Origin of the sequence: Undibacterium sp. Ren11W (assembly GCF_049340485.1) — a bacterium.
Classification (GTDB): Bacteria; Pseudomonadota; Gammaproteobacteria; order Burkholderiales; family Burkholderiaceae_D; genus Undibacterium.
In genome coordinates, this window is sequence record NZ_JBMPPB010000004.1 from 166339 (window position 1) to 193199 (window position 26861).

Below are 26861 nucleotides of genomic sequence, written 5' to 3' on the forward strand. Positions count from 1 at the left end.
GGGATAGAAATCAATAATTGAAGGAAATACCATGTCCCAAGAATGGCAAGCTATTTGTAAAATCGACGACATCCCGGTGCTAGGTGCGCGCGTTGTGGTACGCAGCGTCAAACCCGATGTGGCGATTTTTAGAAATAGTCAAAACAAGATTTTTGCCTTGTTAGATAAGTGTCCGCATAAAGGCGGGCCGCTCTCGCAAGGCATCGTCTTTGGTGAAAAAGTGGCCTGCCCGCTACATAACTGGAACATAGAATTGCCAACCGGTTGCGCGGTCTCGCCGGACGAGGGTTGCACCCAGAAATTTAGCCTCAAGGTAGAGCAAGAGCTGGTTTATCTGGATGCGGCGGAGTTGCGTACGCTGGCGCTGGACGCCAGCTGAACACCTTCATTAAATCCAGTAAGCACAGTAAATAACAAGATACTCCCCCTAAATTTAAAAAAATTAGGCCAATTGCGCATATCAGTATTGCGCAATTTAAAAATACTCATGGGGAGTATAAATAAAAGGCTAGAAAATGACTGAAACGAAAGCCACCTGTTGTTACTGCGGCGTAGGTTGTGGCGTCTTGATACAAAGCGATGGCCAGCAAGTGCTGGGCGTGCGTGGCGATCCGGAGCATCCGGCCAATTTTGGACGACTCTGCAGTAAGGGCAGCACCCTGCATTTATCTGCGCAGCCGCTGATACAACAGCAAGTGCGCGCGCTGTATCCCGAGATGCGCAGCAGCCGTGGACAAGCTCGCCAGCGTAGTGACTGGGATAGCTGTCTAGATAGTATGGCACGCCGTTTTGCCGACACCATCCACGAGCACGGCCCTGATAGCGTAGGCTTCTATGTCTCGGGCCAATTGCTGACCGAGGATTATTACGTCTTCAATAAACTCGCCAAGGGTTTGATAGGCACCAATAACATCGATAGCAATTCGCGCCTGTGCATGTCTAGCGCGGTGGCCGGTTACAAGCAAACTTTGGGAGCCGATGCGCCGCCCGCCTGTTACGAGGATATCGATCTGGCCGAGGTGATTTTTATCGTCGGCTCGAATACGGCGTATGCCCATCCGGTTTTGTATCGTCGCATAGAGGATGCCAGAAAAAACAATCCTGAATTAAAAGTCATCGTAGTGGATCCGCGCCGTACCGATACTGCGCGTGAAGCCGATTTATTTTTGGCGATCTTGCCTGGCACCGATGTCGCTTTGTTTAATGGCATGTTGCACCTGTGTTTGTGGGAAGACTTGGTCGACGCTGCCTATATCGCCGCCCACACCGAAGGTTTTGCCGAGCTCAAGCAAACCGTGCGCAGCTATACGCCCGCTTACGTGACGCAAACCTGTGGCATCAAGGAAGAAGACTTGCTCCTGGCGGCGCGCTGGTTCGGGCAATCGAAGGCGACGCTGTCTTTGTATTGTCAGGGTCTGAATCAATCCTCGTCCGGCACCGCCAAAAACGCTGCCCTGATCAATCTGCATCTGGCCACCCATCAGATAGCCAAACCGGGCGCAGGACCTTTCTCATTGACTGGCCAGCCGAACGCCATGGGCGGGCGCGAAGTCGGCGGCATGGCGAATTTGATGTCTGGCCATAGAGATTTGGCAAATCCAAAACATCGCGCTGAAGTGGCTGCGCTGTGGGGTGTGGACGATGTGCCAGCGCTACCCGGTAAGACCGCGGTCGAGTTATTTGAAGCGGTCAGACAAGGTCAGATTAAACTACTCTGGATAGTCTGCACCAACCCGGCGCAATCCATGCCCGAGCAAAATCTGATACGCGAAGCCCTTGATAAGGCCGAGCTGGTGATCGTGCAAGAAGCCTATAGCAGCACCGCCACCGTGCCGTATGCCGACATCTTGCTACCGGCCAGCACCTGGGCCGAAAAATCCGGTACCGTGACGAATTCGGAGCGCCGTATCTCGCGCGTCAACGCTGCCATCGCCGCACCCGGTGAGGCGCGAGCCGATTGGCAGATCGCCACCGCCTTTGCCCGTAAGCTGGAAAAATATCTGAAAAAAAACCAGGGTGCGCGTGGCACGCTATTTCCGTACGAGTCGCCGGAGCAAGTTTGGAACGAGCACAGAGAAAGCACGCGTGGGCGCGATCTGGATATCACTGGCCTGTCGTATCAATTATTGGCGGAGCAGGGCCCGCAGCAATGGCCGTATCCGACTGGCGCAAGCAGAGGTCAGCAACGCCTGTATCAGGATGGCGTGTTCGCCACCGCCAATGGTCGGGCCAAATTTATCAATACCCCGTATCTGCCGGTGGCTGAAATAGTCGATCCGCGCCATCCGTTTGCTTTAAACACCGGCCGCCTGCGTGACCAATGGCATGGCATGAGCCGCACCGGTAGCGTGGCGCAATTGTTTTCACATGTGGCTGAACCGAGTATCAATATGGCGGCGCAGGATATGCAGCGGCGTTTCCTGAAAAACGGCGACTTGGTGCATGTGACGAATAAACGCGGCTCGCAAATTTTTGCCGTCAGCGAGAGTGATGAGATGCGTCCCGGGCAAAGCTTTATCGCCATGCATTGGGGCGAAGAATACGTCTCCGGGCGCGGCCATGCCGGTACTGCCGGCACCGGGGTCAATGCGCTGACCTCGTCGGCCTTAGATCCTAGCTCGAAACAGCCGGAACTGAAGCACGCTGCGGTAAAAATACTCAAGGCCGAATTGCCGTGGCGCTTTCTGGTGTTTGCCTGGGTCGATGCGGCGCAGGCGCTCAGCCTGCAACAGGCATTGCGCCCGACTATGCGCGAGTTCGCGTATGCCAGTTGTGTGCCGTTTGGGCGCGATAAAGTCGGGGTCTTATTCCGTGCTGCCGACGACTATGCGGCTGCGCCCGAGTTATTGCAAAAAATCGAGGCCTTGTTCGGCATCAGCGGCGCCACTGTATTGCGCTACGACGATAGTAAACGCGGCAATTCCAGACATATTATGGTTAAAGACGGTACGCTGGCGGCAGTTGCCTTAGCTGGCGATATTTCCGCCGAAAGCTGGCTGCGTCCCTATCTGCTGGATCAGCAAAGTGTCGCAAAATTAGGTCGTCTTTTACTAATGCCTAGCACCAGCGCCCCGCAAGGTTTTAAAGCGCGCGGCAAAGTAGTCTGCGCTTGTCTCAACGTGGCCGACAGTGAGATCAATGCCGAACTCGATAAACTCGATGGCGCCCCAGCCGACATTCTGGCAGCTTTGCAAACACGCTTGAAGTGCGGCACCAACTGCGGCTCTTGCGTGCCGGAATTGAAGAAAATGATCTTTGTGAAAAGCGGGGTCGCGGCCTAGCTAAACCTCTGGTGGTAATCTGAAATGCCACCCTGCCAGCGCGCATAATCCATGCGCTTCTTCGAGCATGCTGGTCTGCGAGCCGCATGGGCTATGCGCGCTGGCGGCATGCCTTCATTGGCTTTGGCTGGCGGGCTAGGGCGGCAGCTCGCTGAGCTGGCTGAGCGCGAGTTTGAGGGCGGCAAAGCAGTCGGCGTCGATCGCTGTGCCTACGGTTTCTGCCATCATCTCCAGGCTGCGCGCTACCGGGATGGCACCACGGTAGGGACGTTCTGCGGTGATCGCGTCGAAGATGTCGGCGGTCGTGATAATGCGCGTTTCCAGACTGATATCGGCGGCATGCAGGCCGCGCGGATAACCGCCGCCATCGAGTCTTTCGTGGTGGGCACCGGCTACCGTAGCTAGTTGGGCAAAGGCGGCGATACGGGCCAGGATGGTTTCGGTGTAGGCGGCGTGGGATTTTACCGCCTCCCATTCTTCGGCATCGAGCTTGCCGGGTTTATCCAGAACGCTATTGCTGACACCTAATTTACCAACGTCATGCAGCAGTGCACCGCGTTTTAGCCAGCGTCTTTGTTCTATGCTTAGCCCCATAGCTGCTGCGATCATGTCGGTGTAAAAAGCGACTCTGGCGCTGTGACCGCTGGTGTAGGGACTTTTTGAATCGACTACCTGGCCGAAGGCGGCCGCGATGTCGTCCAGATAGTCGTCATCCACTGGCACTTTACGGCTAATCGGCTCTAGCTGCGCGACGCGCAAGGCGATGTCGTCCGAGTTCAATGCTTGCCAAAACGTGCTGGCGCTGGCTACTTTCTGGAACGCCAGTACCAACTTTGGATCGAACCATTGACCTGAACGTAATGCTACTTCGGCGATGGCGGCTTGTTCACCGGCAGCGGTGCGAAATACATCGACTACTTGCGCGAGCAAGGCGATACTCGAAAAGATGGGAATGGCGTTAGCGCTTAAGCCATCCGGTTTTCCTTGGCCATTATAATGTTCATCCAGGCTGTAGATGCCGCAGGCCACGCTTTCTGAGAAGCGCAGCAAACGGGCGATTTCTGCGCCGCGCTGACAACGGGTGGCGATTAATTCATGGGCGATCTCGCTGCCATCGCGCAAGATCGTCATGACGCTACGAAAGCGTTCGGCCAGGCCGGCTTTTAGACCGGTATGTTTCAGCACGAATTGCAAGACCTTGGGCAGGCTATCGCCGACGGTCTTGAAATCGCGTTTAAAGCTCAAATCGTCGGTCAGGTAGAGTTCGCAAATGCGTGCCGCGTTGCTGCTGCATCCCAGGTCCTTGAGCAGCAAGGTGTAATACAAATCCCACAGCTGATCTTCCGGCAAACCTAGCTCGCGCCCCAGGTGCATGCCTATCCAGCAGCAACGTATGCAGTGCCCGGCGGGCTGCCCTTCGGTGATGTCTAAGGCGTGGCTGAGTGCCCCGATTAACTCAGACAGGGCGATGTCATTAACCGGGGAGGGGCTTAAACTTGGGCTGAGAGCGAGGTTTAGATCGAGCGGCGTATCAGGAGGGCGATTGGGCATATGCGTATCCATGAGTAAGCGTGAAATATCTTTTTGTGCCGAGGACCGTTTTGCATGGTTATATGCTTCGTGTCGCGCCCTAACAAATCATGCGTTTATTAATTCAATACATTCCCGCTCTTGCAAACGCATGCTATCTCTAAATTACCTCTGTAATTATCGCTGTAATAAGCGATGTATGTGCCCTATCAATTCATCATCCGAGTAAGGCTTGCCCAGCAAAACGTCGATCCCAGCTTGTTTGGCTTTGTCGGCCAATTCATGACTGGCACCGGAGATCATGATGATAGGCAGATGCATAGTGGCTGGATTGCTACGTAGTTGCTGGGTCAGACCAAAGCCATCCATGCCTGGCATTTCTACGTCAGTGATCAAGACATCGGGCCGCGCTTCGGCAATTTTGCTGGCCGCTTCTATGCCGTTTTCCGCCAGTGTAATTTGGTAGTTGTGCTTAGTCAGGGCCCGGCTAATTTTGATGCGAACTACTTTGGAATCGTCCGCCACCATGATCATGGTGTTTTCCGGGCTCTTCATTGCGCCAGGCTGGCTAGCACTCAAGGCTGGCTCTGGCACTAACGGGGTTGGCGGTGCGGATGGCGCTGGTGCTGCCTGTGCTGCTGCGGTTTGTTCGGTAAGTTTTTGTGCGGCTGCACGTTGTTGCTCTAGACGCTCTAGCTCTTCTTGTGCCGCTTTTTCTTTTTCTTGCGCTTGTGCTTGTATCAGCGCGGCCTGCTCGAGTCGCTCTTGCTCTATCAGTGCGGCTGCGTTAGCTTCTGCCGCTAATTGGGTTTGTACTCGCTGCGCTTCCAATTGTTCTGCTTGCTCGGCTGCGCGCTTTGTTTCGGCTACTATCCTGGCGTTTTCATCGGCAAGGCGTTGCGCTTCTAGTTGCGCGGCTTGCTCGGCTTTTAACTGAGCGTCTAATGTGGCTTGCAACTGAGCCGCTTGTTCGGACGCCTGCTGTTCTCGTCTTTGAGTTTCGTGATGGATGCGTTCTTGCTCTACTCTCTCAACTTCGGCGGCCGCTTGCTGTGCTTCTTGTCGCGCCGTTTCCAGGGCTAACAAGGCCTCGGCTGCAATTTTTGCATTTTCTTCTGCGACTCTTTGTGCTTCTAGATGAGCGGCTTGCTCTGCTTCCAGTCGCGCGACCAGTGTGGCACGTTCTTGTTCTAATTTTTCTGCCAGGTCGGCCGCCAGCTGTGCCTGATGTTGTGCTATTTGTTGCGCTTCTCTTTGCGCCTCATGTTGTGCTGCCAATATCGCTAAGGCGGCCTGTGCTTCTACCGCTGCCGCCTCGGCTTGCTGTTCTGCGATTATTTTAGCCTGTTGTTCTGCCCGTAGTTCGGCCTCTTGTTCGGCAGCACGTTCGGCTTGCGCTGCGGCCAATGCAGCCGCTGCGGTTTGCCTATCTCGTTCTTCCTGCTCTTCGTTTTCAAAATCGATACCGTCGAACTCGGCAGACGCTATGGCGACTGCCTCAAGTTCGCTAGGATCGAAATGCTCGGGCACAGCCGTTAGCACAGGCGTAACGCTCTCTTGCATGCTACTCACTAGCGCGGCGATTTCAAACTCGTTGGCTTGTGTATTGTGGGTTTCGTGCGAGGTTGGGGCCAGGCGAGTGATCGTATCAGCGGGCGCTAGTCGCGCTGCTGCGGCACTGGCGAGCTTGTCCTGTTCGGCTTGCAACAGCGCGTTTTCGTCCGGATAGAATACTTTTTCGCGTTCAGTTAATTTAGCATTGAGGCGCTGCAGTTCTAGCTGTACTTCGCTTAAAGGTGGATGGCCGACCTCGATAATCTGGGGAGCTGCTTGAGGTGTCGCCTGACCGGTGACTTGGTTGAAGACACTTTGTTCAGTCTTCCAGGCTAAATTGGTTTCATAGCCCAAGGTCTGCTGATCGTCGCTCGCATTGCTTGCGAACACGCTATTGCCAGATTCAGGCAGACTGCGTTCGCGTTTGGTCTTGAATCTGTTCTTCAAGAGCAGCCAGGCCGATAGCACGCCTATCGATAAACCCAAAAAAAAGCTAATAATTATTTCAAACATAGTGAGCCTGCAATCGAAGTCAGTACGGTGTTAATTGAGCGTATTTTGAGGCATTTTGATATCTCTAAAAAAGCACTAGCCAGTTTACGCATGCCGTTTTTGGGGCAAACTGGCGTCTTCCTCAGTCTATACAATAATTGCCGAAACTCATTGTAGCGTAGTAGCGACATTCCGTAAAATTTGTTGCACTCAAGCTATGGAGCCTGGCGAATCTGGAAGTGGATACACAGAAGGAATAAGGTTTTATTAGACTTTTCATTCAGTTTTTTGCCAGCATGCCGCATGGTAAAGTAAGAGCTGCATGTTCTGCCTATTTCTCTTACGAATGGAAACCAGATGTCTTTGTCTACCTTGAACTTAAGTCTGATCGCCCTCGCTTTTGCGGCATTGGCTGGCTGCGGAGGGAATGGTGACGACACGCCGTCAGTACCGGATGCAGCACCGATTATTCCGGCACCGGGCGGCGTTTATGTAGGCTATTTTCAGGAAGACGTTACGAATAATCCGGAAGATGCTATCGTCGGCGCCGTTGTTCTCAGTGTGCCAGCGACCGATGCCAATAGCGGCACCAAGCTGAGTATGACGTATGCTGGCTGTCAAACCAGTAATTTTGGCAATGACACCGGCATCAAGACTGGCAACGCCTATGGCGCTAGTTGGTCTGGTTTTCTGGATGCGACGGCACAATCGGGATCTATATTTGCAACCTACGACCCTGCGACTGGATATTACAGTGGGGTGTATTCGAATGCCAAAGGTAAACAATTGCTCAATTTGCCTGGCTGCAGCCAATATTACGTGGCGGCATTAGGTAAATTGGAAGTTTTCCCTATAGAGAAAAACCTGCCTACTAGCTTTACGCTCAGTGTCAGCGCCAATATGCTGACGTGGCCTAGCGTGACCGGCACTGCCAGCACTTTGGTGTATGTGCTAGATCCGGTGTTGGCGCAGTCTGGCATCCTCACTCCGATTAAGACACACGTAATGTTGCCGGGCACTAGCACGAGTTATAGTCTGGCTACGGCTGGTTTGAGTAGTGGTAAGGAATATGTTGCGGTGAGTCTGCTGAGTAATAGCAGCTCGGCGCGCCTTGCATTTGGTAGTAAACGTTTTACTGCTCCTTAAGTCTCTGGCGAGATCTGGCAATGACGCTGGAGTGATTTTTCTTGAAATGATCTACGCCTGTTGATGTCGGTCGGTATTTGTCGATATTTGTCGATCTGTTAGGCGTTTTTTTAAAAAGACTTTTCTTGAAAACCTCTGTTGCACACGGATTATTTGAGAGCCTTTCATAAACATTGTAGAATGGCAATGTTTTTAATTGAAAGGCTCTCTGCATGAAGCTAAGTACACGCATCATCCTTCTCTGTGTCGTTACCTTAATGGGTATTATCGGCATCTCTGCCGTCTCTTTGTTTACCCTGCGGCAAACCATGGTGCAAGAGCGCACCGCACATATCAGCGAATTGGTAGAGTTAGCCAATGCCGCGGTGGAAAAAGCCTACGCGCTCGAGCAATCCGGTAAATTGAGTCATGAAGACGCTTTGAGTCAGGCGAAAACCGCCTTGAGCAGTTTTCATAAAGGCGATGATTATTTTTTTGTTCGTGGCTATAACGATGACCTGCTGTATGTGCATCCGAAAGCCGACCGGATCGGTGTGCCTCAGAAAAATATGAAAGAGTCCGGTGATCGCTATCGCGCCGCGATTGAAAAAAATCACATCGGTATCGTGCTGGCGGACGGCACACGCCCCGGTGTCAAAGAGCCGGTCGCCAAGATGTACGCCGTGGTCAAATTTGCTCCTTGGGAGTGGATTATCGGATACGGCACCTATATTGATGATATTGACAGCGCGTTTTGGCATCAGGCCAACATTTTGTTGGCGATAGGCACTCTGCTGATGTGTGCTGTGGCTGCTTTGGCCTGGCATATGACACATAAGATCTTGGGCCAACTTGGCGCTGAACCTAGTTATGCTGCCAGCGTGGTCGGCGCGATCGCAGAAGGTGATTTAAGTACAGAAATTGTGACGCACGCCAATGATCGCAGTAGTCTGTTGTTCGGGATTAAAGCAATGCGCGACAATCTGGCAAATGTGGTCAATCAAGTACGTATAGGTTCTGATTCTATCGTTACTGCTTCCGGTGAAATTGCCGCAGGCAATCTGGATCTGTCTAATCGCACAGAGCAACAAGCCGGTGCTTTGGAAGAGACTTCATCGACCATGGAAGAGCTGACATCGACCGTCAGACAAAATGCCGACAACGCCAGACAGGCCAATCAATTGGCGATCTCTGCCTCTGAGGTGGCGATACAAGGCGGTGCGGTGGTCGGCCAGGTGGTTCAGACCATGAATTCAATTAATGACTCGTCGAAAAAAATCGTCGACATCATCAGCGTGATCGATAGCATCGCGTTTCAGACCAATATTCTTGCCTTAAATGCAGCGGTAGAAGCGGCCCGCGCCGGTGAACAAGGCCGTGGATTTGCCGTAGTGGCAGGCGAAGTGCGCAATCTGGCGCAGCGCTCATCGGCCGCCGCCAAAGAGATCAAACTGCTCATCGATAATTCTGCAGAGAAGGTGGACGAAGGCGGCAAACTGGTGCTGCTGGCCGGTGCCACCATGGAAAAAGTAGTCGCCAGCGTGAAACGGGTAACCGATATCGTTGGCGAAATTTCGTCGGCCAGCCAGGAACAAAGTGCCGGTATCGAACAGGTTAATCATGCCATCGTCGAGATGGATAATATGACGCAACAAAATGCCGCACTGGTGGAGCAAGCATCGGCCGCCGCACAAGCCCTGCACGACCAGGCCGGAGGCTTAACTGAAGTGGTCAGCGTGTTTAAGCTGGTAAAGACGTCTAACCCAAATGTTAGGCGTGCAGGTGTGGCCTTGTCGCGCTAAACCGGATAGAAAAACTAGCCATTTACGTAGATTCTTGAAGTAAAAAAAGCACATGGGTTTTAAGACCATGTGCTTTTTTATTGACTAATTATTTTTTGCGTTTGGTATTACCAGATCGTGGTTCTCTGTTCCGGCGCTACGTACATTTTGTCGCCTTGTTTGACGCCAAAGGCGGAATAGAAGGCAGGTAGATTGGTGAGTGGGCCGTTACCGCGGAACATAGCAGGTGAATGCGGATCGGTGGCGATCAGGCGTATCGCTTCAGCATCGCGTGCCTTGCCGCGCCAGACCTGGCCCCAGCCCATAAACAGGCGTTGATTCCCGGTGTAGCCATCAATGACAGGTGCAGCTTTGCCGCCCAGAGAAATCTGATAGGCTTTGTAGGCGATCGCCAGGCCCGAGTTATCTGCGATGTTTTCACCCAGGGTCAGCGCTCCATTGAGCTGGTAGCCGGGTAGGGGGCTGTAGGCGCTGTATTGGGCGACTAAGGCCGAGGTCAGTTTGCCGAAATTAGCTTTGTCGTCCTTGCTCCACCAATCGCGCAGATTACCGTCGCCGTCTGACTGACTACCCGAATCATCAAAGCCGTGGCTGATTTCGTGGCCGATTACCGCACCTATGCCACCGTAATTAACGGCATCATCGGCTTTGGCGTTGAAGAAGGGCGGCTGCAAAATGGCGGCTGGGAATACAATTTCGTTCTGGCGAGAATTGTAATAGGCGTTCACGGTTTGCGGGCTCATGCCCCATTCTTGGCGGCTGACCGGTTTGCCGAGTTTGGCCAACTGGCGCTGATATTCAAGTTCGCGCCCGCGCATGATATTGCCGACCAGATCCTCTTTGGCGATCTCCAGTTTGCTGTAATCGCGCCATTGATCAGGGTAGCCGATTTTCGGGGTGAATTTGGCCAGCTTGGCTAAGGCTTCTTTTTTGGTGTCATCACCCATCCAGCTTAAAGTCTCTATGCTTTGCTGGTAGGCCAGCATCAAATTGTTTACCAGGGTTTGCATTTTTGCCTTGTATTCAGGCGGGAAGTATTTTTCTACATACAGCTGACCTAGGGCTTCCGACATCGCTTCTTCGATACGCGCCACGCCACGCTTCCAGCGCGCCTGATTGGTCGGGATGCCGCGCAGTGTCACACTGGAAAACGCAAAATCCTGATCGACAAAGCGCTTGCTCAAAAACGGCGCGTAGGCGTTCAGGGTTTGCCATTTAAAATAGGCTTGCCAGGTCGCCAAAGGCGTGTCTGTAATGATTTGAGATAAGCCAGTCAGATAGCTAGGTTGACGGGCTATCACATACGATGTTTTACCCTCGTTGCCAGCGCTGGCGAAATACGCGCTCCAGTCGAAATTCGGCAGTAATTCGCCCAATTTTGCGATCTCGGTCTTGTTATAAGTTTTGACCGGGTTACGGTTTTCTACCTTGCTCCATTGGATTTTCGCTATCGCTGTTTCCAGTGTCATGATGGCGGCCGCAGTCTGTTCTGCATCCGCCTCGCTAGTCACTTTCGCCATGCTCAGCATGCTGGCGATGTGTTTGACATAGGCTACTCGAAAGCCTTTGAGCTTGGCGTCATCTTCTTTTAAATAATAATCGCGGTCCGGCAAACCCAGCCCGCCCTGGTTCAGATATATGGCATATACGCTAGAGTCACGCGCATCCTGATTGATGCCAGCCTGCAGCGGCAGGGCGACACCCCGTTTGGCCAGTTGCGCCATAAGTGCTGATAATCCGCTCTTGCTGGCGAGTGCATCTATGCGTGCAAATTCGCCCTGCAAAGGTTGGATATCCAGAGCCTCGGCACGTGCCTCATCCATGAAACTATTGTACAAGTCGGCGATTTTTTTCTGGTTAGAACCGACCGCCAGTTTGTTATCGCTTGCTAAGCTTTTGATGATGTCAAAAGAGCGTTGCTCGGACAAATCACGCAATTGATCGAAAGAGCCAAAGCGCGCGCGGTCGGCCGGGATCTCGGTAGCGGCCAGCCATTTGCCGGACATAAATTGGAAAAAATCATCCTGCGGCCGTACGCTCTTGTCTAACCATTGCAAGTCCAGTCCCGAATTGAGCTTAGTCATGGTTTTGCTGCCAACTTGGCCTTTGGCAGCAGTTTTGCTAGCTGGCGCAACCGTTTCGGCCAAGGCCAGATTGACTGTCGATAGCGAGAATAGGGACGTGACGGCAAGCGAGATCAGAGTACGACGCATAGTGGTTTCCTCGTTGAATGTAAAAAGCAATGGAATAGGTCGGTAAATTAAAGTTAGTCAGCAAGCTCAGGAGTTGAACTCTGGAAGACAACATAGTTCACATCATAAACATAAAAATGTAAATAAATTTTCTTTTTAAGCTGACATCTTGTGTCTTGATTCATCTGTTGTGCAGTGCTGCAAGAGTTCAAATACGCGGACGTAGTCGTATTTATTGAGTACAGGCGCGGGGTTTTCTGCTGCAATATCAGATTTGGAAGGACGGGAAAATTGTCAAAAAATAACTTGTAAAAATGATTGTCAATGAAATTTATATCTGAAATAATCAAAAAAATAATAAATATAAATGTAAATTTGTCTTGGCTATTTAATACAGCTAAGCTCAATTTCTGCACTGTACCTAACTTACTGACAGCGAAATATGGGCAAGTAGCGTATCTCTAGGATTCGATTTAATTTCTCGCGGCACTTAAAATTTTTCAATTATCTTTTGGCTTAAAAGTTATGCAAATTGCGCAACGTTTCGGAGCAAAAGTATCACTGGCCTTATCTGGGCGCGGCATGTTTCTTATCGTCGTAAAAGATCCTGCACGGCTAGATAATTTAGTAAAAAGTGTTGGTGGGAGCATAGTCGCCCGCTTTAATGCCAACCGTGCATTGGTTGTGATGACGTTACCGTCGTATCTAGGTCTACGAGCTTCTATCGAGGTCAGCTTTATTGGGCCTGTCAATGTAGATCAACAACGCCTAGCAGCCGTATTGGGTGCCTATCAAGCACCTTCATTGGTTTTATAACTGCTAATGCTCATTGGGGGCTGCGGCTTACTGCAAGGAGATCAACATGGCTAGTAGCGTCGGACAAGAATTATTAGATGTGCCTCTACCGGATATGGTACTGAAATTGGCACTTGGTATCGCAGAAGCACAAAAAGCACTTGATGAGAACTCGGTTGAGACCGCGAAAGTCCTGGCCGAAACGGAGTTGCCTCTGATTATGGGCGTGACACAAACCATTGCTGCAGATGGCACGGTCTCCTATGTGAATGCTAGTCCGGTCAACGTTTCTTTGATACAAATAGGCTTGATGCCTACTTTTTATCAATTTGCAGAAGCGACCATAGAAGTCACTATGGACATCAAAACCACGACCTCGGTTGAAACCAATCTGAAGGTTGGGGTGAAGGCAAAAGCTGGATTTGCCTGCTGGAGCGCTTCGGTTTCTGTGGATGTTTCGCATAATCGCAAGTTCGGTAAAGAAGTGCATGGCACCAGTCGCTTGCTGACACGGATGGTGCCGGTTCCACCGCCCGCACGCTTGGCTCCGCAGTTAAATATCGTCGATAACCGAGCACCGAAAGTACCTTGATATGACTCAGTTCGATAGCGCTAAGGCCTTTCGTGCTCCGATCTATGCACCAGAAGCTGCGGTACAGGAAACCGCTTCTGGTTCATTTGCTGATTTGGTGCGCCTCATGGCGGAAGGGATTGCTGACGCTCAGTTAGCATTGGATCGCAGTTCAGCGACCATGGTTCAAGAACTCGCCGATACTTTCGTTGACATCGTTCCTTCCATTACTGAGAAAATTTCTGCCGATGGCTCGGTTTCGTTTGACCATGCTAAGGCACAAAGCGTTTCTTTATTAGCGCTAGGTGTGAAACCTACCTTCTATCAATTTTCGCAGGCGACGATAGAGGTGACTATGGATCTGAAACTGGTTGAGCAGTTGAATGAAGACGGCACCCGAAAGAAAGGCACTCTGGGCTTATTTGCCGAAACTTCAAATATACGATTTGAACGCAAGCTTAATCGTGACGTGTCCGTTCATTCAAAGATTACCGCTACCTTGGTGCCAGTTCCGGCACCTTTGCGTTTAGATATTCCGCGCCGCACTGGCACTGAGTAAGCTCAGCTCGCAGAAAGGAGATGTTTTATATGGCAAGCACAGACATTAAACGCGCGCCCTTAAGTGCGCTGTTAGGTACCGCGGGCGCTTCTTTAAGTAGCGCGCAAGCAGATTTGGGGATAGGCGTCGGGGTTGCTAGCGGGATGCTGATGTCCGATGCTACCTTGGAGATTAAAGCGGCGATATCACGCACCGGTAATGGTGAGCTTGAGATAGAGCCACTCTCTTCGGCGCATTTGAGTGGCGCTCTCAATGCCTCAGCGGTGTCCACCATACGGGTTAATTTTGTTGCGACAGCGAGTGCGCCGGCGGTTGGCGCAGCTAATACGCCAGCACATCCACCGGTTCGCAGCAGAGAAGAAATTATAAAAATTTTTCGCGAACGGGATGATCTTCAGCGCCTGGAAAAAATCATGGGCGAACTCGATATTCACGCAAGTTATTTAAGCGAGAATCAGCGCTGGCTCCTGAAGGCAAGCGACTCGAGTGGGCGTCTGATACGCGAACAATTGATCATGGACTAGAGTAAATACCGACTAAGGCTTACGAAATGGCATCAGGCACCGACAAACCACTGAGCACAGTGCAATTACGTACTGAGTTGCTGCATACGAATAAAGAGCTCGACTCCTTGCGCGGCAAACTTGAGAGCGAGCGCGGGGCAGCGCGTCAGTTGCAAGATGAGTTAAACGCAACCAGAGAAGCCTTAGTATTGGAGCGTAAATTGAGTTCCAATACGCAGTTAGTCGCGAGCAAAAAATTAGAAGATGCGCTCGATCTCATGTCCAGACTTAAACTTGCGGCCACTAGTGCCAGTGACAGCGAAATTAAACTAAGTGCCGAGCTCGATGCTTTGCGCAAAATGAACGCTGATTTACTGACTAAATTACGCCAATTGGAGCTGCCCAATACGGATAATCAAGAACAGCTAAAACGCATGAAAGAACAAATTGGTGCTTTGCTGAGCGAGAATCAAAGATTGGCACAACTTACCGACGAGGCTCAACAAGACAACAAAACTTTGTTCGAGCGCATAGATACCAGTGATGCGAGAGAGAAAGCTGCGGTGGAATCGGCGATTGCAGTAACGACCGCGCAACAAGGCGAAAAACTCAAGGCGCTAGGAGAAACGGCCAAGCTTGCTGCTGCCAGAGTGGCGTCCTTGTCGGCGCAAATCGAGAGCGGAGGTAAACTGGAAGTACTCGCTCCCGATCAAGTTGGCCACCTGATGAGTGGATTTTTACTTCACATCGCCTCTGGTATGCCAGCCTTGCGTCTGGCCGAAGGCGAACTCAAGCTCAAATTAGGATTGGCACGCAGCGCGCAGCAAGAAGGATTCGTGATCTTGCCACCCAACGCTAGCGCAGAAATGCGTAGCAGCGTGCATGAAATCTCACTTCGTTTCGATCGTAGCGGCACGCCCGATATCACGGAATAATTCGTTTAATAACAGCGTTAAAGGCCGCTCACTAGCATTAGTGCTCGCGGCTTTTTATACCATTTCGCGATTGCATGCGTATCATCAGGTGTTTCGCAATATCAAAAAACTTCAAATTGCGCACCTGCCCAACGCGCATATTCTATGCGCCTCTCCGGCCTGATCGGCTGTAAACCCGCATGGGCTATGCGTTCTGGGCTAGTGCCTTGTGACATATTCTGGCGTTGTGTATCTGTTCAGCTCGCTAGAAAAACTCCCTCTCCCGCAAGCGGGAGAAGGGTTTTGTATAGCGGGCTGAACAGTAACTGCTTTGTTTAGGTGCGCAAGTCTGCCAGCAATGTGCCGGCTGCTAAGGCCGCGTCCTCGTGGCCGGGTTCACGCCAGGATTCTTTTAAGGCTTCGGTTTGCCATTGCTGCATGGCGTTGGTTTGCAGCAGGTGCTTGGCATAGGCGTTTGATTTCTCATTTAATGCCAGCCCATAGCTTTGCGCACGAAACACCACAGGTGCAAAGAAGGCATCGATCGCAGTGAATTTAGCACCAGCTAAAAACGGGCCACCGAATTGATCCAAACCGTGGTTCCAGAGTTCATTGAGTCTGGCAATGTCGTGATTAAACGCTGCGCTGGTCGGTTTCATCTGTATCCTGAAACCGACATGCATAGGGCAGGTCTGGCGGATTGCGCCAAAGCCCGAATGCATTTCGGCCGCGGCACAGCGCGCCCAGGTGCGCGCCTTGCCATCAGCGGGCCAGACGCCTTCATGTCTTTCTGCCAGATATTCTATGATGGCGAGCGAATCCCAGACCACATCGGCTTCTTTGCTTGCATGCAGACAAGGTACTTTGCCGGCCGGATTAAAGCTTCTGAATTCATCCCAGTTGGAGTCGCTGCCAAACGGTGCGATTTTTTCTTCGAAGGGAATCCCGAGTTCGCGCATCAGCGCCCAGGGACGCAAGGACCAGGAAGAATAATTTTTATTGGCGATGAATAGTGTGTACACGGAGGCTCCTAAGGATAGATGGGGAGAGGCTTGATGTGAGTGGTAAAAGCGCGGCTGCTTGAGACTCAATGAAACAGCAACTGATTTGATCCTGGTGTCGAAAAAGCCTTGCTAAAAATAGTGAAAAAAACCAAGGCAAAGTATATGCGAAATTGCGCTGAGCAGCGTGCCAATGCATCTTTGCTCTACCTCACTCTATCCGTATCGCCAGATCACGTCCGGTCATGGCTTGGTTGCCGGCGTAGTCGGTGGCCAGGATGCGTAACGTGTAATCGCCGGCCGCCATCTGTTTAATGGACCAGTAGGCAGCGCTGGCGCGGCCGTCTCTGACGATGTTGGTGATGTTATACAAAAAGCGGGTGCTGGCGCTGCCATGTACGGTGATGCCGCTGTCGCTGGCATAGGCAATTTGCACGCTCTCATCGTCGGGTGGCAGTCGGTTAAATTCGAGGTTGATAAGTGGCTGCTCAAACCCCGCCAGTGGGCTGCCATCGGCGTGCAGAATTTGATAACCGAGTTTGTACAGACCCAAACGACGGCGTGCCGCATTGCCGTCGGCCTGGTCGTAAGCATCGACGATGATGCTGAGATTCTCTAAGCTGCGCGCTACTCGCAGGCGGCTGTCGCCTTTGTTTTTTTTCAGCGTCTGACCGTTTTGAGTTTGCAGTTGTATCTGCTCTATATGCGGTGCTAGCTCATCCTTGAAGCCGCTTAAGCCCAGAGTCAGTGGATTGAGTGCCACACCGGCCTGGCTATAGCTCAGATGCACGTGATACATGCGGTTGACCGTGCCTATGAAATCGCCAGTTTGAAAGCGGGTGCCGCGCTTAATCCGCATTTGATCATTGGCAAGCGCTTTGCCCTTGCCGTCCTTGCTCTCTGAATTCATGTTGACTGGCTCGCCCTTAGTCAACATGAAGCGGCTAGGATCGATAGGGCTGTCGTCTTGCCTGCGTCCAACCCGCATATGGATGTACGACATATTAGCGATGCGCAGCCCTTCGTTGATGCTGCCGTAGCCCCAGGCAGGCAGCACGCCGCTGACCTTTTCACTTGATATTGCCAGTACTGGTGCGCCTAAGGCGGCCTGGATATCGACCCCGCTATGGAAATGGTCGCGGCTCTCGCCCTTGTAATTACCGCGTACCTCGCCAATGGTGCCGACGATTTCGTGTGGCTGTAATTGCGGCTTGAGGGGCCACGGGAAGCTGGTCTCCTGTTTGATATTCGAGGCACTTGCTAAGGCGAGCGCGGCGCTGCCTGTACTGGTTGCCGTAACCCGGTCCTCACCGGCCACCTTGTGGCTGACGCTTAGAACTTGAAATTTGGCCGCGTCACTCACCGCTAACGTGCCGTCAGCCTTGATCGCGATGGCTACCGGGCGCTGTAAGCGCAGGCTTAGAGCGTCACCACTTTGGATATCGATGTCGATCCCAGTTAATCCGCGTAGTTCTCCATTCGCCGAAATTTGTAGCAGACGACCATTGGAACTTTCGCCCACATACAGCAGGCCCTCGTGCGTCAGCGCCAGACCTATCGGCCGTTTCATTAGAGCCTCGCTATCTTCGGGTAAGCTGCGTGCCAGCGTAGTGACTTGGCCGTTCGGGTTGATTTTACGTATTGCATTATTCCGGGTGTCGCTGACCAACACCTCAGCTGCGGTATTAATTACCAGCGAACTTGGGGTGTCAAATAAAGCCTCTTTGGCATTACCATCGCGGTAGCCAGGTCTATCGCCTCCGGCCAGGGTAGTGACTTGGCCGTCTGTGTGAATAACGCGTATCTTGTCGTTATAGGTATCGGCCACATAGACCTTGCCGCTATGGTCGACCGCTACTCCGACCGGCCCGTTAAATTGCGCCTGGCTGGCGGCACCATCCAGATAGCCGGGCTTGCCGTTGCCTGCCAGGGTGCTGACCAGACCTTGCGGTGTGATCTTGCGTATCCGATTATTCCCGGTGTCCGCCACGTAGACATTGCCGGCTATATCGATCGCCAGACCCGAGGGCGTATGAAATGCTGCGGCAGTACCTTGTCCGTCGGCATAGCCTTCGCTGGAACCAGCGAAGTTTGAAACGATGCCATCGGGAGTGATTTTTCTGATGCGATTGTTGTCGCCACCATCAGCCACATACAGATTACCCGACTGGTCGTAGACCAGGCCAAAAGGGTCACTGAAACGGGCTGAGGCTGCCGCACCATTGAGCCCGCCGGGATTCGCCGAGCCAGCAAATGCGACTAGTTTTACAGGTAAGTCCAAGACGGTGACTGTTCCCGTATTTTTTTTGAATACCGATAAACTGGTGGTGCCGGACAGGCGCTGAAATACAATATAGCTGATGCCGGCGGCGCTGATGATGAGCGTTAAAAATACGGCGGCGAGGATAAATTTACGGGATGAGCGGGTCACGTTGTGAGATTTGCTAATAAAGTGGGAGCGAAGCTTAACAATATTTGGCACTAATGCAAACGCTTTGCTGTAAAAGAGTTTGCCCTATTTCCCTTTTACCGGGTCGTACCAGAGTTCAGATCTGCTCAAGGGCGTTTGTGCTGAGAGCTTAGGATTAGGGATACGAAATATACGACGCTGTGCCAGACCAGCGCGTTTGATCAGGCCCGACTTATGTTTGTTAAACAGACTATTCAAGGAGCCATCTTTAATCATGATTTCCATTCCAGCTTCTATACGCTTTGCCATTAGTTCGCCTTCGGCATCACGTCGCACAAAAAAATAGCGTGGTAACGGGTAGTACAGCAAGATGCTGGGTTCTACCAATAAGTTATTTTCCACGTGGCGCTCATCGTATTCGCGCCAGGCTTCATCTAAGGAGCGCGATAAAAAATCGAAGCGCTGCAGTTTCAGCATAGGGAATAAACCTTCATAACTACTGCCTTCGATAACGGTAAAGTTTGCCGCAGTCAGTATTGCGACATCGGCCCATCCACGTCCTTGTCCGACTTTGAATTGGCGCAACTCATCCAGGCTTTTTATTGCCGCGAACCGCTCCTGATCGGCGGCCCGTATCAAAAAAATCCGGTATCCGAGTAAGCCTCTATCGACAGGGATGCGAATAGGTAGAAAAGTAGTTTCAAGCTCGGCATTGGTGGCGCGCACAAATAAATTGATCTCGCTATTCGGGCGTAGCATTTCAAAGCTGACCCGGGCCGGGGGCATTTGGAGTTGTGACTGTTTGATGTCGAAAGCGCCAAAGCGAGCACTGGTTTTTTTTAGGGCAGTGCGCAACACCTCCCAATCGTATTGATAGCGACTATCGCTATCCGATTCTGCTCTTGGGTAGGTCACGCTGACGGCGCAGGCTAGGGTGCTAAACAATAACGACAATAACAATAGGCAAAATTGCTGAAAATAACGAAATGTGTCGCTAGGTTTGATCTTACTTATCACAAAAGCACGCTGGTGGTAGGTGAAACTTCGAGTGAGCACGATTATATACTGAGCGCAAATGTGTCCTGCGGGAACTTCTAAAAACCCGTTAATCGGGATGCAGCGCAAGGCGCAAACCGGAGCAATACGTCGGTATTGCGAGGAATTGCAACGCCGCGATGCGCGCGAGTATGGGGTTTTTAGAAGTTCCCCTGCTGCCAAGCGCACTATTCATGCGCCTCTTCGGGCAATGCTGGCCTGACAGGCGCATGGCTATTGCGTGTTGGCAGAGGGAGCTTGGTGTGTGCTAGTTTGATCGCACTCAAATGCTAAGCTCTTGGCTAGACCTGCACACACGGTGTAAGCTAACGCTATGAAAACACATCACACTGTAGAAATTAAAGAGCCACTGGCTGCCGCTCGTTTTATTAAGGAAATCGGGCGTGGCAAGGATGGCGCACGTAGCCTATCGCAAGAGGATGCGCAATTATTGTATGCTGCCATGCTCGATCAGCGCGTTTCCGATCTGGAGATGGGGGCGATTCTTTTGTCTATGCGTATCAAGGGTGAATCAGTGGCTGAAATAGCCGGTTTTCTGGCAGCAGCGGAAGCCTCGACTACCTTGCTCACTGCGCCACCCGATAGCGTGTATGCGCCGGTGATTATCCCTACCTACAATGGCGCCCGTAAAAAAGCCAATCTGACGCCTTTGCTGGCGCTGCTGCTGGCACGCAAAGGTGTACCGGTGTTAGTGCATGGGGTGCTGCAGGATGCCGGTCGGGTTACCACGGCTGAAATTTTTCAGACCCTAGGACATCCGCTGGCGCAATCACGGCAGCAGGCTGAGGAGCAGATGGCGCAGCAATTGCCGGCCTTTATGTCTATCGATGTCTTGTCGCCAAAAATGACGTGCATTTTAGCGATGCGAAAAATTTTGGGGGTGCGCAGTTCTACCCATACATTGGTGAAAATTTTACAGCCGTTTAGTGATGCGGCTTTGCGTTTGACTTCTTACACGCATCCGGAATACCTGCTAATGCTGCAGCATTATTTTAGCCAGGTAGCGCCACGTGCCCGTGGTGATGTTTTCCTGATGCGCGGCACCGAGGGCGAGACTGTCGCCAATACCGCCAGAGCGCAACAGATAGACTGGTTTCACGAGGGCGAGTGCACCACGCTGGTTCATACGCATCAAAGTGTGCTCGGAGATTTACCGGATACCCCGCAAGAAATCGATGCCGCTAGCACCGCCGCCTGGATCAAGGCAGTGATGACGGGCGATATTGCGGTGCCACCGAATATCGCCGACCAGGTCGAGCACTGTGCTGCAGTCGCCAAGCTGATACGTAGTCGCTAGGTCGCCGTATTCATTCGTAGAACGCAGAATAAGGGGTGCTTGCTGCGCCCCGATCGTTCTAGCGATTGCTCACCAATGCGGCCATCGCCACCGCGTCGTCGCCCCCGGTGGCGCGCAGACCTGCTGCCATATTCAATTTATCCTGTGCCGACTGCTTTTGGCTGACTTTCCATTTTCCTTCCAGACGCTTAATCGGAATCTCAATGCCAACTAAGCCCCTGACCAGTTTGGCTATGAAAGCTGGCGGTGCATCGTCGACCTTCCAAGGTAAGGCTTGGCTGGCTTCATGGATGTCGCTTAAGGCATGCAAATGCTTGAGCAGCCATTGCGCATCGTGGATTAGCTCTAGCTGTCCATGCGCGTGCACTACCGCATAATTATAGGTAGGAACCTCTTCGCCACTGATGCGTTTTTCTTCATACCAATTGGGCGTGATATACGCACTAGGCCCTTGAAAAATCAGCATAGCCTCAAACTCGCTCTGCAGGTTTTTCCAGAGCGGATTAGCGCGTGAGATATGCGCTCTCAGTGTGCCGAACGGCGCTTCTGGCGTCGCGGCGATGAGTTCAAACGGCAAGTGATTGGCATTGAGGCCGCTCGCCTCAAGCGTCACCAGGGTGCCTAGCGGGTGCTCTTGCATCAGTTGATGCAGTACTTCCAGGCGCTTTTCAGAATAATGTGCAGGGATATACATCAGGCAGCCTCGACGACGATTTCAGCGCGCAAGGAATTGGCGATATAGCATTCCTCATGCGATTGATGATGCAAGTTAGCCAGTTCCTCGGCATTAGGAAGTCTGACTCCGGAAAATGCGATTTCAGGTCGCAGGCTGATGCGGGTAATGGCGAGCTTGCCGAATTCATTTTTGGCCATCGTGCCGACTGCCTTATCAGTATAGCTATCCACAGTAAAACCTTGCTTGCAGGCCAGCCACAGAAACACCAGCATGTGGCAGCTTGATGCTGCTGCCACCAGCGCCTCTTCCGGATCAACATTGGCGGCCACCGACATAGGCAAGGGCACCGATAGTGGTGAGGACGAGGCTGGCACCGTCAAGCCGCCATCAAACTGCCAGTCGTGGGCGCGGCTATATAAATTGTCGGTGAATTGTTGATCACCACGTTGCCAGTGAATTTGCGCTTGATATTGATGCATGTCTGCTCCTGATGAAATTGAATTTCTACTATCGGTTTTTTATTCAGTACGTCTGATGACCCAGGCACTGGGCACCGCTTCAAAACCAATTTTAGGATAGTAAGTGGTGGCGCTAGGGGCTGCTACCAGCAATAAGTTGGTGCGCGGTCCTATCAGCTCATGCACGAGTTTAATGAGCTGCTTGCCTATTCCGGTTTTCTGGTATGCCCGGTCTACTGCTAAGTCGGACAGATAGCAACAATAGCAAAAGTCACTCAGGGCGCGTGCTACGCCGACCAGTTTTTGCTGATCCCAAACGGTGACGAGGATATTCGCGTGCTGCAGCATTTGCGCCATTCTTGGCAATTCTTCTGTGGGACGATTGATGCCAGAGCGGGTAAAAAGATCTGCCAGTTGTGCTGCGCTAATGCTGAGATCTGTGTGGTAACTAAGTGAGGGCATAATTAACTATGATGGATGAGCTGGTTTCGACGAAGTCATTTTATTACTTGATTTGGTTATTTAAAAGTGCCAATAAAGTATAATTTTAAAATACCAATGTCGGTGTTTTGTCCGTGCCATTTGTTATTTCAATCCAATTTCAGCGATAGAGCTAGTCTCATGATGTCTTTATTTATCCAGTCTGTTCAATTAAAGCCAGGTGCCAAAACTGCCTTGTTTCGGCAACTGTATGCGGCGATCAAACAGGCTATTCTCACAGGCGCGCTGCAGCCCGGTATGCAGTTGCCACCGACCCGTGATTTTTGTCGGGCGTTAGCAGTGTCGCGCCAGACCGTGTTGAATGCCTACGAGCTGTTACTGGCCGAGGGTTATTTACTCGGCGAAGTAGGTAAGGGCACCTACGTCCATCATCAGCTGCCGGCTTGCTCTGAGACTAAATCGCTGAGCGCACCAAGCCCAGTCGCGCAGGGTGAGAATGCGCCTGGCTTGTCGCAACGGGGATTGCGCTATGCCGATACGGTCGGTCAGTCGCATGTCCATCAGGATAAAACTCGGGTGTTTCGGGTCAGCATGCCAGGGCTGGATGCGTTCCCGTTTGACACCTGGGCGCGGCTAGAAGCGCGCCGCTGGCGCCATCACGAAGATAAGCTCGGTTATAGCGACTCGGCCGGTTATCAGCCCTTGCGCGAATTGTTGGCGGTGTATCTGAAAGCCTCGCGTGGTGTCAATTGCCACGCCGGGCAAATCATCATCACTTCCGGCTCGCAGCAAGCTCTGTATTTGCTGCCTACGGTCTTACTTGATCCCGGTGACGCTGCCTGGGTAGAGTACCCGGGCTATCGTGGCGCGATCGCTCCCTTGCTGGCGGCACAAGTGGAAGTCTGTCCTGTGCCGGTCGATGTTGATGGTCTCGATGTTGCCTATGGTGCCAGCCATTATCCACATGCCAAATTGGTCTATGTTACGCCCTCGCATCAGCTGCCATTGGGGATGACCATGAGCTTGCAAAGGCGGCTGGCCTTGCTGGCCTGGGCCAAGCAGCAGCGTGCCTGGGTGATCGAGGATGATTATGACAGTGAGTACCGGTATAACGGCGCACCGCTGGCTTCTTTGCAGAGTCTGGATCAGAGTGGCAATGTGATTTATGTGGGCACACTTTCCAAGGTCTTGTTTCCCGGTCTGCGCCTCGGATATATGGTGTTACCTGAGGCTCTGGTACAGCCTATGCTGCAGGCCAAAACCATCGTCGATAAACATACTGGTATCGTGCCGCAAATGGTGCTGACCGATTTTATGGCAGAAGGGCATTTTGGTCGACATATCAAACGTAGCCGTAAGCTGTATGCGCAACGTCAGGCTGCCTTGCTGCACGCTTTGGATACCACATTGAAGGACGAATTAAGCTGCGCTGCCAGCGATGGAGGTCTGGATCTGGCGGTGCATTTTAGACGTGAACGTGATGAGCAGGCCGTGGTACAGGCCGGGCTGGCTGCAGGTATAGAATTGCGTGGCTTGTCGTATTACGCGATGCCAACCGTACTGCCAGCGCCGGCAAATTTTTTACCCGGTCTGCTGCTAGGCTTTTCGTCCGTGACTGAAAAAGAGATCGCACAGGGCGCCGCTGGGTTGTTGCAAGTGCTCAGAACGTTGAAATGAAAAACGACCTTCTAAAAAACGTATGCGCATATTTGATGCGCCTTGCAGGCCAATAATCGGCTGCAGGCCGCATGGAATATGCGTATGCAACTTTAGACGTGAAATTTACTGTGGCAGAATCTGCCGAAAGGTCAGGTTAATTCTCGGTCCGATAGCCTGGCTCTGCTTAGCCACCGCGTGTTGCCAATGGTGTTGCATCGCACCTGCCATCAGCAATAGGCTGCCATTGATCAGATCCAGCGTAAGGGTTTTTTGTGACTTCAAGGTCTTGTGTTTTAGTTTGAAGCCGCGCGTGGCTCCCAGACTTAAGGAGGCGATCACCGGGTTGCGTCCAAGTTCGGGCTCATCATCGCTATGCCAGCCCATGCTGTCTTGCTGATCTCTGTACAGATTGAGTAAGACGCTATTGTATTCATGCCCGGTTGCCCTAGTGATGGCGTGTTTGATATCCAGCAGAGTGGGTGTCCAGAGTTTTGCCTGGAGCGTGATGCCGGAGTAGCTATAACGCGTACCAGGATCGGCGTACCAAGCGGTGAGCCGGGGCTGCAGATGCGACTTACCCCAGACTAGTATGCTTTCATGTTGCCAGGCGGTTTGCTGTAGCAGTTGCCCAAACAAGTCGTCGGCCATCGCTGGTGCATAAAAGTGCTGCGCAAACCCCAGTTCGGCATCCGGCAAGACGATGCTTTCCAAATTGCCGGATTGCTCGAACAAGGATAACGAGGTGCTCATAGGGGACCGGGCTTGCGCATTTACAATTGGCTGGCGGCGAAGGTATTACATTCATTGAGTTTGCCGCTTTGTATGCCACGCGTGAACCAGCGCACCCTTTGCTCAGAGCTGCCGTGCGTAAACGAGTCTGGCACCACCTGGCCGCGTGCTTGGCGCTGCAAAGTATCGTCGCCGATTGCGCTAGCGGCTTTCAAGGCGCCTTCTATATCTCCGGATTCTAAAATGCTACGGGCCTGATTGGCATGAAACGCCCAGACGCCAGCAAAACAATCGGCCTGAAGTTCTAGCTTGACCGAGGCGGCATTGCCCTGTTTTTCGGACATGGCATTGCGTTGCTGATCGACTTTGTCGCTAATGCCCGTGAGATGTTGAACATGATGTCCAATCTCATGGGCGATCACGTAAGCTTGGGCAAATTCGCTGTTGACCTGAAAGCGATCGCGCATGGTTTGGAAAAAAGCCAGATCGATGTACACCTTCTGATCGCCGGGGCAGTAAAACGGTCCGCTGGCGGTGTCGCCGCTGCCGCAAGCGGTTCTGATGGAGCCCGTAAAAACGTCGAGTTTGGGACGCACATACTGTTTGCCGCTAGCGCGAAAAATTTTATCCCAGACATCTTCGGTATCGGCCAAGACGGTTCTGACAAAACGTGTGCTTCTATCGTTGGCGGGCGCTTGGTTGTTGGCCTCGCTCGGTTGTTGAGAAACCGACTGGGACGGCCCGGATCCTCCACTCAATAGACTTAGTACCGTCATTGGGTTAATCCCAAAAAAATACGAGGCGACCAAGGCGATTGCGATCGTACCAATGCCGATGCGGCCACCACCGAGGATGCCGCGCGGACTGCCACCCGAGTTACTCTCGCCGCGTCTATCTTCTACGTTATCGCTTTCGCGATTACCTTCCCATTTCATGCAAGTTCTCCTTGAGGGCTGCCTTATTATGTATCCTTTACTTCTGCATTTACTTCCGCATTTACTTCATCAATAGCTTGCGTCTTTCATACTCGATCTTAATGATGTAGCGCTGTATCGCCACTTCCACCACGTGTGGTAAATCTATGAATTTAACCCCGACCCGGTAGCGGCCTTTGCCTTTGCGATCAATCTGCGAGATGTGACGTATCATGCCGGAGCAGTCTAATCGTATCTTATCTGATAACGCGATTACCACATGCGCCACGGTTTCATCATTGGCGAAACGCGGTGGCCCTAGCACAGTCGCGCCAAAGCCGCTGACGCTCAAATCATGTAACAACCAATCACATAGATTGACCCCATATTCATTGCTTAATTTTACCTTGAGTGCAGTGATCACCGGCAGCACATTTCGATAACACTCGCGCCTTTGCAGGCGTATCACCCGCTCTGGTAGCGGCACCCAAAAAGCATCAGTTTCGCCCCAGCTAAATCGCTGCGGGTGCACACCTGAAAACTGTACCCGTATCCCGTCAGGCTGAGCAATAAAAACACAGCCGGTACTTTGCGCCAGTAATTTATTGGTTCTGGGATCGCCACCCAAATCAAAAATCAGAGCGTCGGATCTGGCGTCCAGCAAGAGCGTTAAAATGAAATCTTTGCCACCATTAAAATATACGGCAACCGATTCTCGTCTATGTATCAGATCATTTAATACATTGAGGATTTCCATTCTTCCAAGCAAGAAAAATTTATCCTCAATCTCGTCATCACTCAAGGATGCGGACATAGAATGTCTCCGTATTAATATGAGTAACATAAAAATACGCCCTAGCTTGCAGCGAGTCAATACAATTGGGGTAGGGCCTGATCTATGT

Annotated in this window: 23 protein-coding genes; 11 read left to right on the forward strand and 12 right to left on the reverse strand. The window is 52.0% G+C overall.

Annotation, left to right across the window (positions count from 1 at the left end; translation table 11 throughout):
* The first annotated feature begins 31 nt into the window (after positions 1-31).
* Both nirD and ACO0K8_RS11380 read left to right on the forward strand, forming a co-directional pair.
* Entirely contained in the window at positions 32-379 is a 348-nt protein-coding gene (nirD, locus tag ACO0K8_RS11375) for a nitrite reductase small subunit NirD (protein WP_422946771.1), read from the forward strand.
* 136 nt (positions 380-515) lie between these two features.
* On the forward strand, positions 516-3281 hold the full coding sequence (locus ACO0K8_RS11380) for a molybdopterin-dependent oxidoreductase (protein ID WP_422946772.1): 2766 nt from the start codon (positions 516-518) through the stop codon (positions 3279-3281).
* Between the two features lie 135 nt (positions 3282-3416).
* On the opposite strand, the gene ACO0K8_RS11385 is transcribed toward ACO0K8_RS11380, so the two are convergent.
* Together ACO0K8_RS11385 and ACO0K8_RS11390 are read right to left on the reverse strand one after the other, a co-directional pair.
* A complete protein-coding gene (locus ACO0K8_RS11385) occupies positions 3417-4832 on the reverse strand; it encodes an HD-GYP domain-containing protein (RefSeq protein WP_422946773.1) in 1416 nt (471 codons plus the stop codon).
* Between the two features lie 156 nt (positions 4833-4988).
* Positions 4989-6878 (reverse strand): response regulator, encoded by a 1890-nt coding sequence (locus ACO0K8_RS11390; protein ID WP_422946774.1) that lies wholly within the window; start codon positions 6876-6878, stop codon positions 4989-4991.
* Positions 6879-7214: 336 nt separating this feature from the next.
* Here ACO0K8_RS11390 and ACO0K8_RS11395 point away from each other — a divergent pair, with 336 nt between their 5' ends.
* The gene (locus tag ACO0K8_RS11395; protein ID WP_422946775.1) at positions 7215-8003 is read left to right on the forward strand and encodes a hypothetical protein; all 789 of its coding nucleotides are present in this window, start codon (positions 7215-7217) and stop codon (positions 8001-8003) included.
* A gap of 212 nt (positions 8004-8215) precedes the next feature.
* The gene (locus tag ACO0K8_RS11400) at positions 8216-9784 is read left to right on the forward strand and encodes a methyl-accepting chemotaxis protein (RefSeq protein ID WP_422946776.1); all 1569 of its coding nucleotides are present in this window, start codon (positions 8216-8218) and stop codon (positions 9782-9784) included.
* Between the two features lie 107 nt (positions 9785-9891).
* Here the strand turns inward: ACO0K8_RS11400 and ACO0K8_RS11405 are convergent, their stop codons facing one another.
* Positions 9892-11997 (reverse strand): M13 family metallopeptidase, encoded by a 2106-nt coding sequence (locus tag ACO0K8_RS11405; protein WP_422946777.1) that lies wholly within the window; start codon positions 11995-11997, stop codon positions 9892-9894.
* 504 nt (positions 11998-12501) lie between these two features.
* Here ACO0K8_RS11405 and ACO0K8_RS11410 point away from each other — a divergent pair.
* The 5 genes from ACO0K8_RS11410 to ACO0K8_RS11430 are packed head-to-tail and all read left to right on the forward strand — an operon-like array spanning position 12502 to position 15339.
* A complete protein-coding gene (locus ACO0K8_RS11410; RefSeq protein ID WP_422946778.1) occupies positions 12502-12792 on the forward strand; it encodes a hypothetical protein in 291 nt (96 codons plus the stop codon).
* A gap of 46 nt (positions 12793-12838) precedes the next feature.
* Positions 12839-13363 carry a hypothetical protein gene (locus ACO0K8_RS11415; RefSeq protein ID WP_227869674.1) on the forward strand — a complete coding sequence of 175 codons (525 nt, stop codon included), beginning with the start codon at positions 12839-12841 and terminating at the stop codon, positions 13361-13363.
* Between the two features lies 1 nt (position 13364).
* Positions 13365-13901 (forward strand): hypothetical protein, encoded by a 537-nt coding sequence (locus tag ACO0K8_RS11420; RefSeq protein WP_422946779.1) that lies wholly within the window; start codon positions 13365-13367, stop codon positions 13899-13901.
* A gap of 29 nt (positions 13902-13930) precedes the next feature.
* Positions 13931-14425: a hypothetical protein gene (locus ACO0K8_RS11425; protein WP_422946780.1), complete on the forward strand. Its 495-nt coding sequence runs from the start codon at positions 13931-13933 to the stop codon at positions 14423-14425.
* 26 nt (positions 14426-14451) lie between these two features.
* Complete coding sequence (locus ACO0K8_RS11430; RefSeq protein WP_422946781.1) at positions 14452-15339, forward strand: hypothetical protein; 888 nt, start codon at positions 14452-14454, stop codon at positions 15337-15339.
* A gap of 314 nt (positions 15340-15653) precedes the next feature.
* On the opposite strand, the gene ACO0K8_RS11435 is transcribed toward ACO0K8_RS11430, so the two are convergent.
* The 3 genes from ACO0K8_RS11435 to ACO0K8_RS11445 all read right to left on the reverse strand — a co-directional run bounded on the left by ACO0K8_RS11435 (position 15654) and on the right by ACO0K8_RS11445 (position 19746).
* Complete coding sequence (locus ACO0K8_RS11435) at positions 15654-16340, reverse strand: glutathione S-transferase family protein (RefSeq protein ID WP_422946782.1); 687 nt, start codon at positions 16338-16340, stop codon at positions 15654-15656.
* Between the two features lie 190 nt (positions 16341-16530).
* Complete coding sequence (locus ACO0K8_RS11440; RefSeq protein WP_422946783.1) at positions 16531-18750, reverse strand: gluconolaconase; 2220 nt, start codon at positions 18748-18750, stop codon at positions 16531-16533.
* Positions 18751-18834: 84 nt separating this feature from the next.
* The gene (locus tag ACO0K8_RS11445; RefSeq protein WP_422946784.1) at positions 18835-19746 is read right to left on the reverse strand and encodes a hypothetical protein; all 912 of its coding nucleotides are present in this window, start codon (positions 19744-19746) and stop codon (positions 18835-18837) included.
* Positions 19747-20098: 352 nt separating this feature from the next.
* On the opposite strand from ACO0K8_RS11445, the gene ybiB reads away from it, so the two are divergent.
* Positions 20099-21082: a DNA-binding protein YbiB gene (gene ybiB, locus ACO0K8_RS11450; protein ID WP_422946785.1), complete on the forward strand. Its 984-nt coding sequence runs from the start codon at positions 20099-20101 to the stop codon at positions 21080-21082.
* A 58-nt stretch (positions 21083-21140) separates the two neighbouring features.
* Here ybiB and ACO0K8_RS11455 read toward each other — a convergent pair whose 3' ends face one another.
* The 3 genes from ACO0K8_RS11455 to ACO0K8_RS11465 are packed head-to-tail and all read right to left on the reverse strand — an operon-like array spanning position 21141 to position 22678.
* On the reverse strand, positions 21141-21776 hold the full coding sequence (locus ACO0K8_RS11455) for an FMN-binding negative transcriptional regulator (protein ID WP_422946786.1): 636 nt from the start codon (positions 21774-21776) through the stop codon (positions 21141-21143).
* A complete protein-coding gene (locus ACO0K8_RS11460) occupies positions 21776-22237 on the reverse strand; it encodes an OsmC family protein (protein ID WP_422946787.1) in 462 nt (153 codons plus the stop codon). The genes ACO0K8_RS11455 and ACO0K8_RS11460 overlap by 1 nt, the downstream gene beginning before the upstream one ends.
* Before the next feature lie 39 nt (positions 22238-22276).
* On the reverse strand, positions 22277-22678 hold the full coding sequence (locus tag ACO0K8_RS11465; protein ID WP_422946788.1) for a GNAT family N-acetyltransferase: 402 nt from the start codon (positions 22676-22678) through the stop codon (positions 22277-22279).
* Positions 22679-22840: 162 nt separating this feature from the next.
* Between ACO0K8_RS11465 and ACO0K8_RS11470 the strand changes: the two genes are divergently transcribed.
* Positions 22841-24334 carry a PLP-dependent aminotransferase family protein gene (locus ACO0K8_RS11470; RefSeq protein ID WP_422946789.1) on the forward strand — a complete coding sequence of 498 codons (1494 nt, stop codon included), beginning with the start codon at positions 22841-22843 and terminating at the stop codon, positions 24332-24334.
* A gap of 105 nt (positions 24335-24439) precedes the next feature.
* On the opposite strand, the gene ACO0K8_RS11475 is transcribed toward ACO0K8_RS11470, so the two are convergent.
* From ACO0K8_RS11475 to ACO0K8_RS11485, 3 genes are all read right to left on the reverse strand, one after another.
* Positions 24440-25066: an alpha-ketoglutarate-dependent dioxygenase AlkB family protein gene (locus tag ACO0K8_RS11475; protein WP_422946790.1), complete on the reverse strand. Its 627-nt coding sequence runs from the start codon at positions 25064-25066 to the stop codon at positions 24440-24442.
* Between the two features lie 20 nt (positions 25067-25086).
* Positions 25087-25980 (reverse strand): KPN_02809 family neutral zinc metallopeptidase, encoded by an 894-nt coding sequence (ypfJ, locus tag ACO0K8_RS11480; RefSeq protein WP_422946791.1) that lies wholly within the window; start codon positions 25978-25980, stop codon positions 25087-25089.
* A gap of 61 nt (positions 25981-26041) precedes the next feature.
* Entirely contained in the window at positions 26042-26773 is a 732-nt protein-coding gene (locus tag ACO0K8_RS11485) for a flagellar brake protein (RefSeq protein ID WP_422946792.1), read from the reverse strand.
* Positions 26774-26861: the final 88 nt, after the last annotated feature.

Bases quoted from the DNA above. Each gene is read 5' to 3' on its own strand.
- ACO0K8_RS11460 (WP_422946787.1), bottom strand. From the start codon at position 22,237: ATGCATCAATATCAAGCGCAAATTCACTGGCAACGTGGTGATCAACAA.
- nirD (WP_422946771.1), top strand. From the start codon at position 32: ATGTCCCAAGAATGGCAAGCTATTTGTAAAATCGACGACATCCCGGTG.
- ACO0K8_RS11395 (WP_422946775.1), top strand. From the start codon at position 7,215: ATGTCTTTGTCTACCTTGAACTTAAGTCTGATCGCCCTCGCTTTTGCG.
- ACO0K8_RS11405 (WP_422946777.1), bottom strand. From the start codon at position 11,997: ATGCGTCGTACTCTGATCTCGCTTGCCGTCACGTCCCTATTCTCGCTA.
- ACO0K8_RS11415 (WP_227869674.1), top strand. From the start codon at position 12,839: ATGGCTAGTAGCGTCGGACAAGAATTATTAGATGTGCCTCTACCGGAT.
- ACO0K8_RS11475 (WP_422946790.1), bottom strand. From the start codon at position 25,066: ATGAGCACCTCGTTATCCTTGTTCGAGCAATCCGGCAATTTGGAAAGC.
- ACO0K8_RS11410 (WP_422946778.1), top strand. From the start codon at position 12,502: ATGCAAATTGCGCAACGTTTCGGAGCAAAAGTATCACTGGCCTTATCT.
- ACO0K8_RS11425 (WP_422946780.1), top strand. From the start codon at position 13,931: ATGGCAAGCACAGACATTAAACGCGCGCCCTTAAGTGCGCTGTTAGGT.
- ACO0K8_RS11470 (WP_422946789.1), top strand. From the start codon at position 22,841: ATGTCTTTATTTATCCAGTCTGTTCAATTAAAGCCAGGTGCCAAAACT.
- ybiB (WP_422946785.1), top strand. From the start codon at position 20,099: ATGAAAACACATCACACTGTAGAAATTAAAGAGCCACTGGCTGCCGCT.
- ACO0K8_RS11465 (WP_422946788.1), bottom strand. From the start codon at position 22,678: ATGCCCTCACTTAGTTACCACACAGATCTCAGCATTAGCGCAGCACAA.
- ACO0K8_RS11385 (WP_422946773.1), bottom strand. From the start codon at position 4,832: ATGCCCAATCGCCCTCCTGATACGCCGCTCGATCTAAACCTCGCTCTC.
- ACO0K8_RS11430 (WP_422946781.1), top strand. From the start codon at position 14,452: ATGGCATCAGGCACCGACAAACCACTGAGCACAGTGCAATTACGTACT.
- ACO0K8_RS11390 (WP_422946774.1), bottom strand. From the start codon at position 6,878: ATGTTTGAAATAATTATTAGCTTTTTTTTGGGTTTATCGATAGGCGTG.
- ACO0K8_RS11420 (WP_422946779.1), top strand. From the start codon at position 13,365: ATGACTCAGTTCGATAGCGCTAAGGCCTTTCGTGCTCCGATCTATGCA.
- ACO0K8_RS11485 (WP_422946792.1), bottom strand. From the start codon at position 26,773: ATGTCCGCATCCTTGAGTGATGACGAGATTGAGGATAAATTTTTCTTG.
- ACO0K8_RS11400 (WP_422946776.1), top strand. From the start codon at position 8,216: ATGAAGCTAAGTACACGCATCATCCTTCTCTGTGTCGTTACCTTAATG.
- ACO0K8_RS11455 (WP_422946786.1), bottom strand. From the start codon at position 21,776: ATGTATATCCCTGCACATTATTCTGAAAAGCGCCTGGAAGTACTGCAT.
- ACO0K8_RS11380 (WP_422946772.1), top strand. From the start codon at position 516: ATGACTGAAACGAAAGCCACCTGTTGTTACTGCGGCGTAGGTTGTGGC.
- ypfJ (WP_422946791.1), bottom strand. From the start codon at position 25,980: ATGAAATGGGAAGGTAATCGCGAAAGCGATAACGTAGAAGATAGACGC.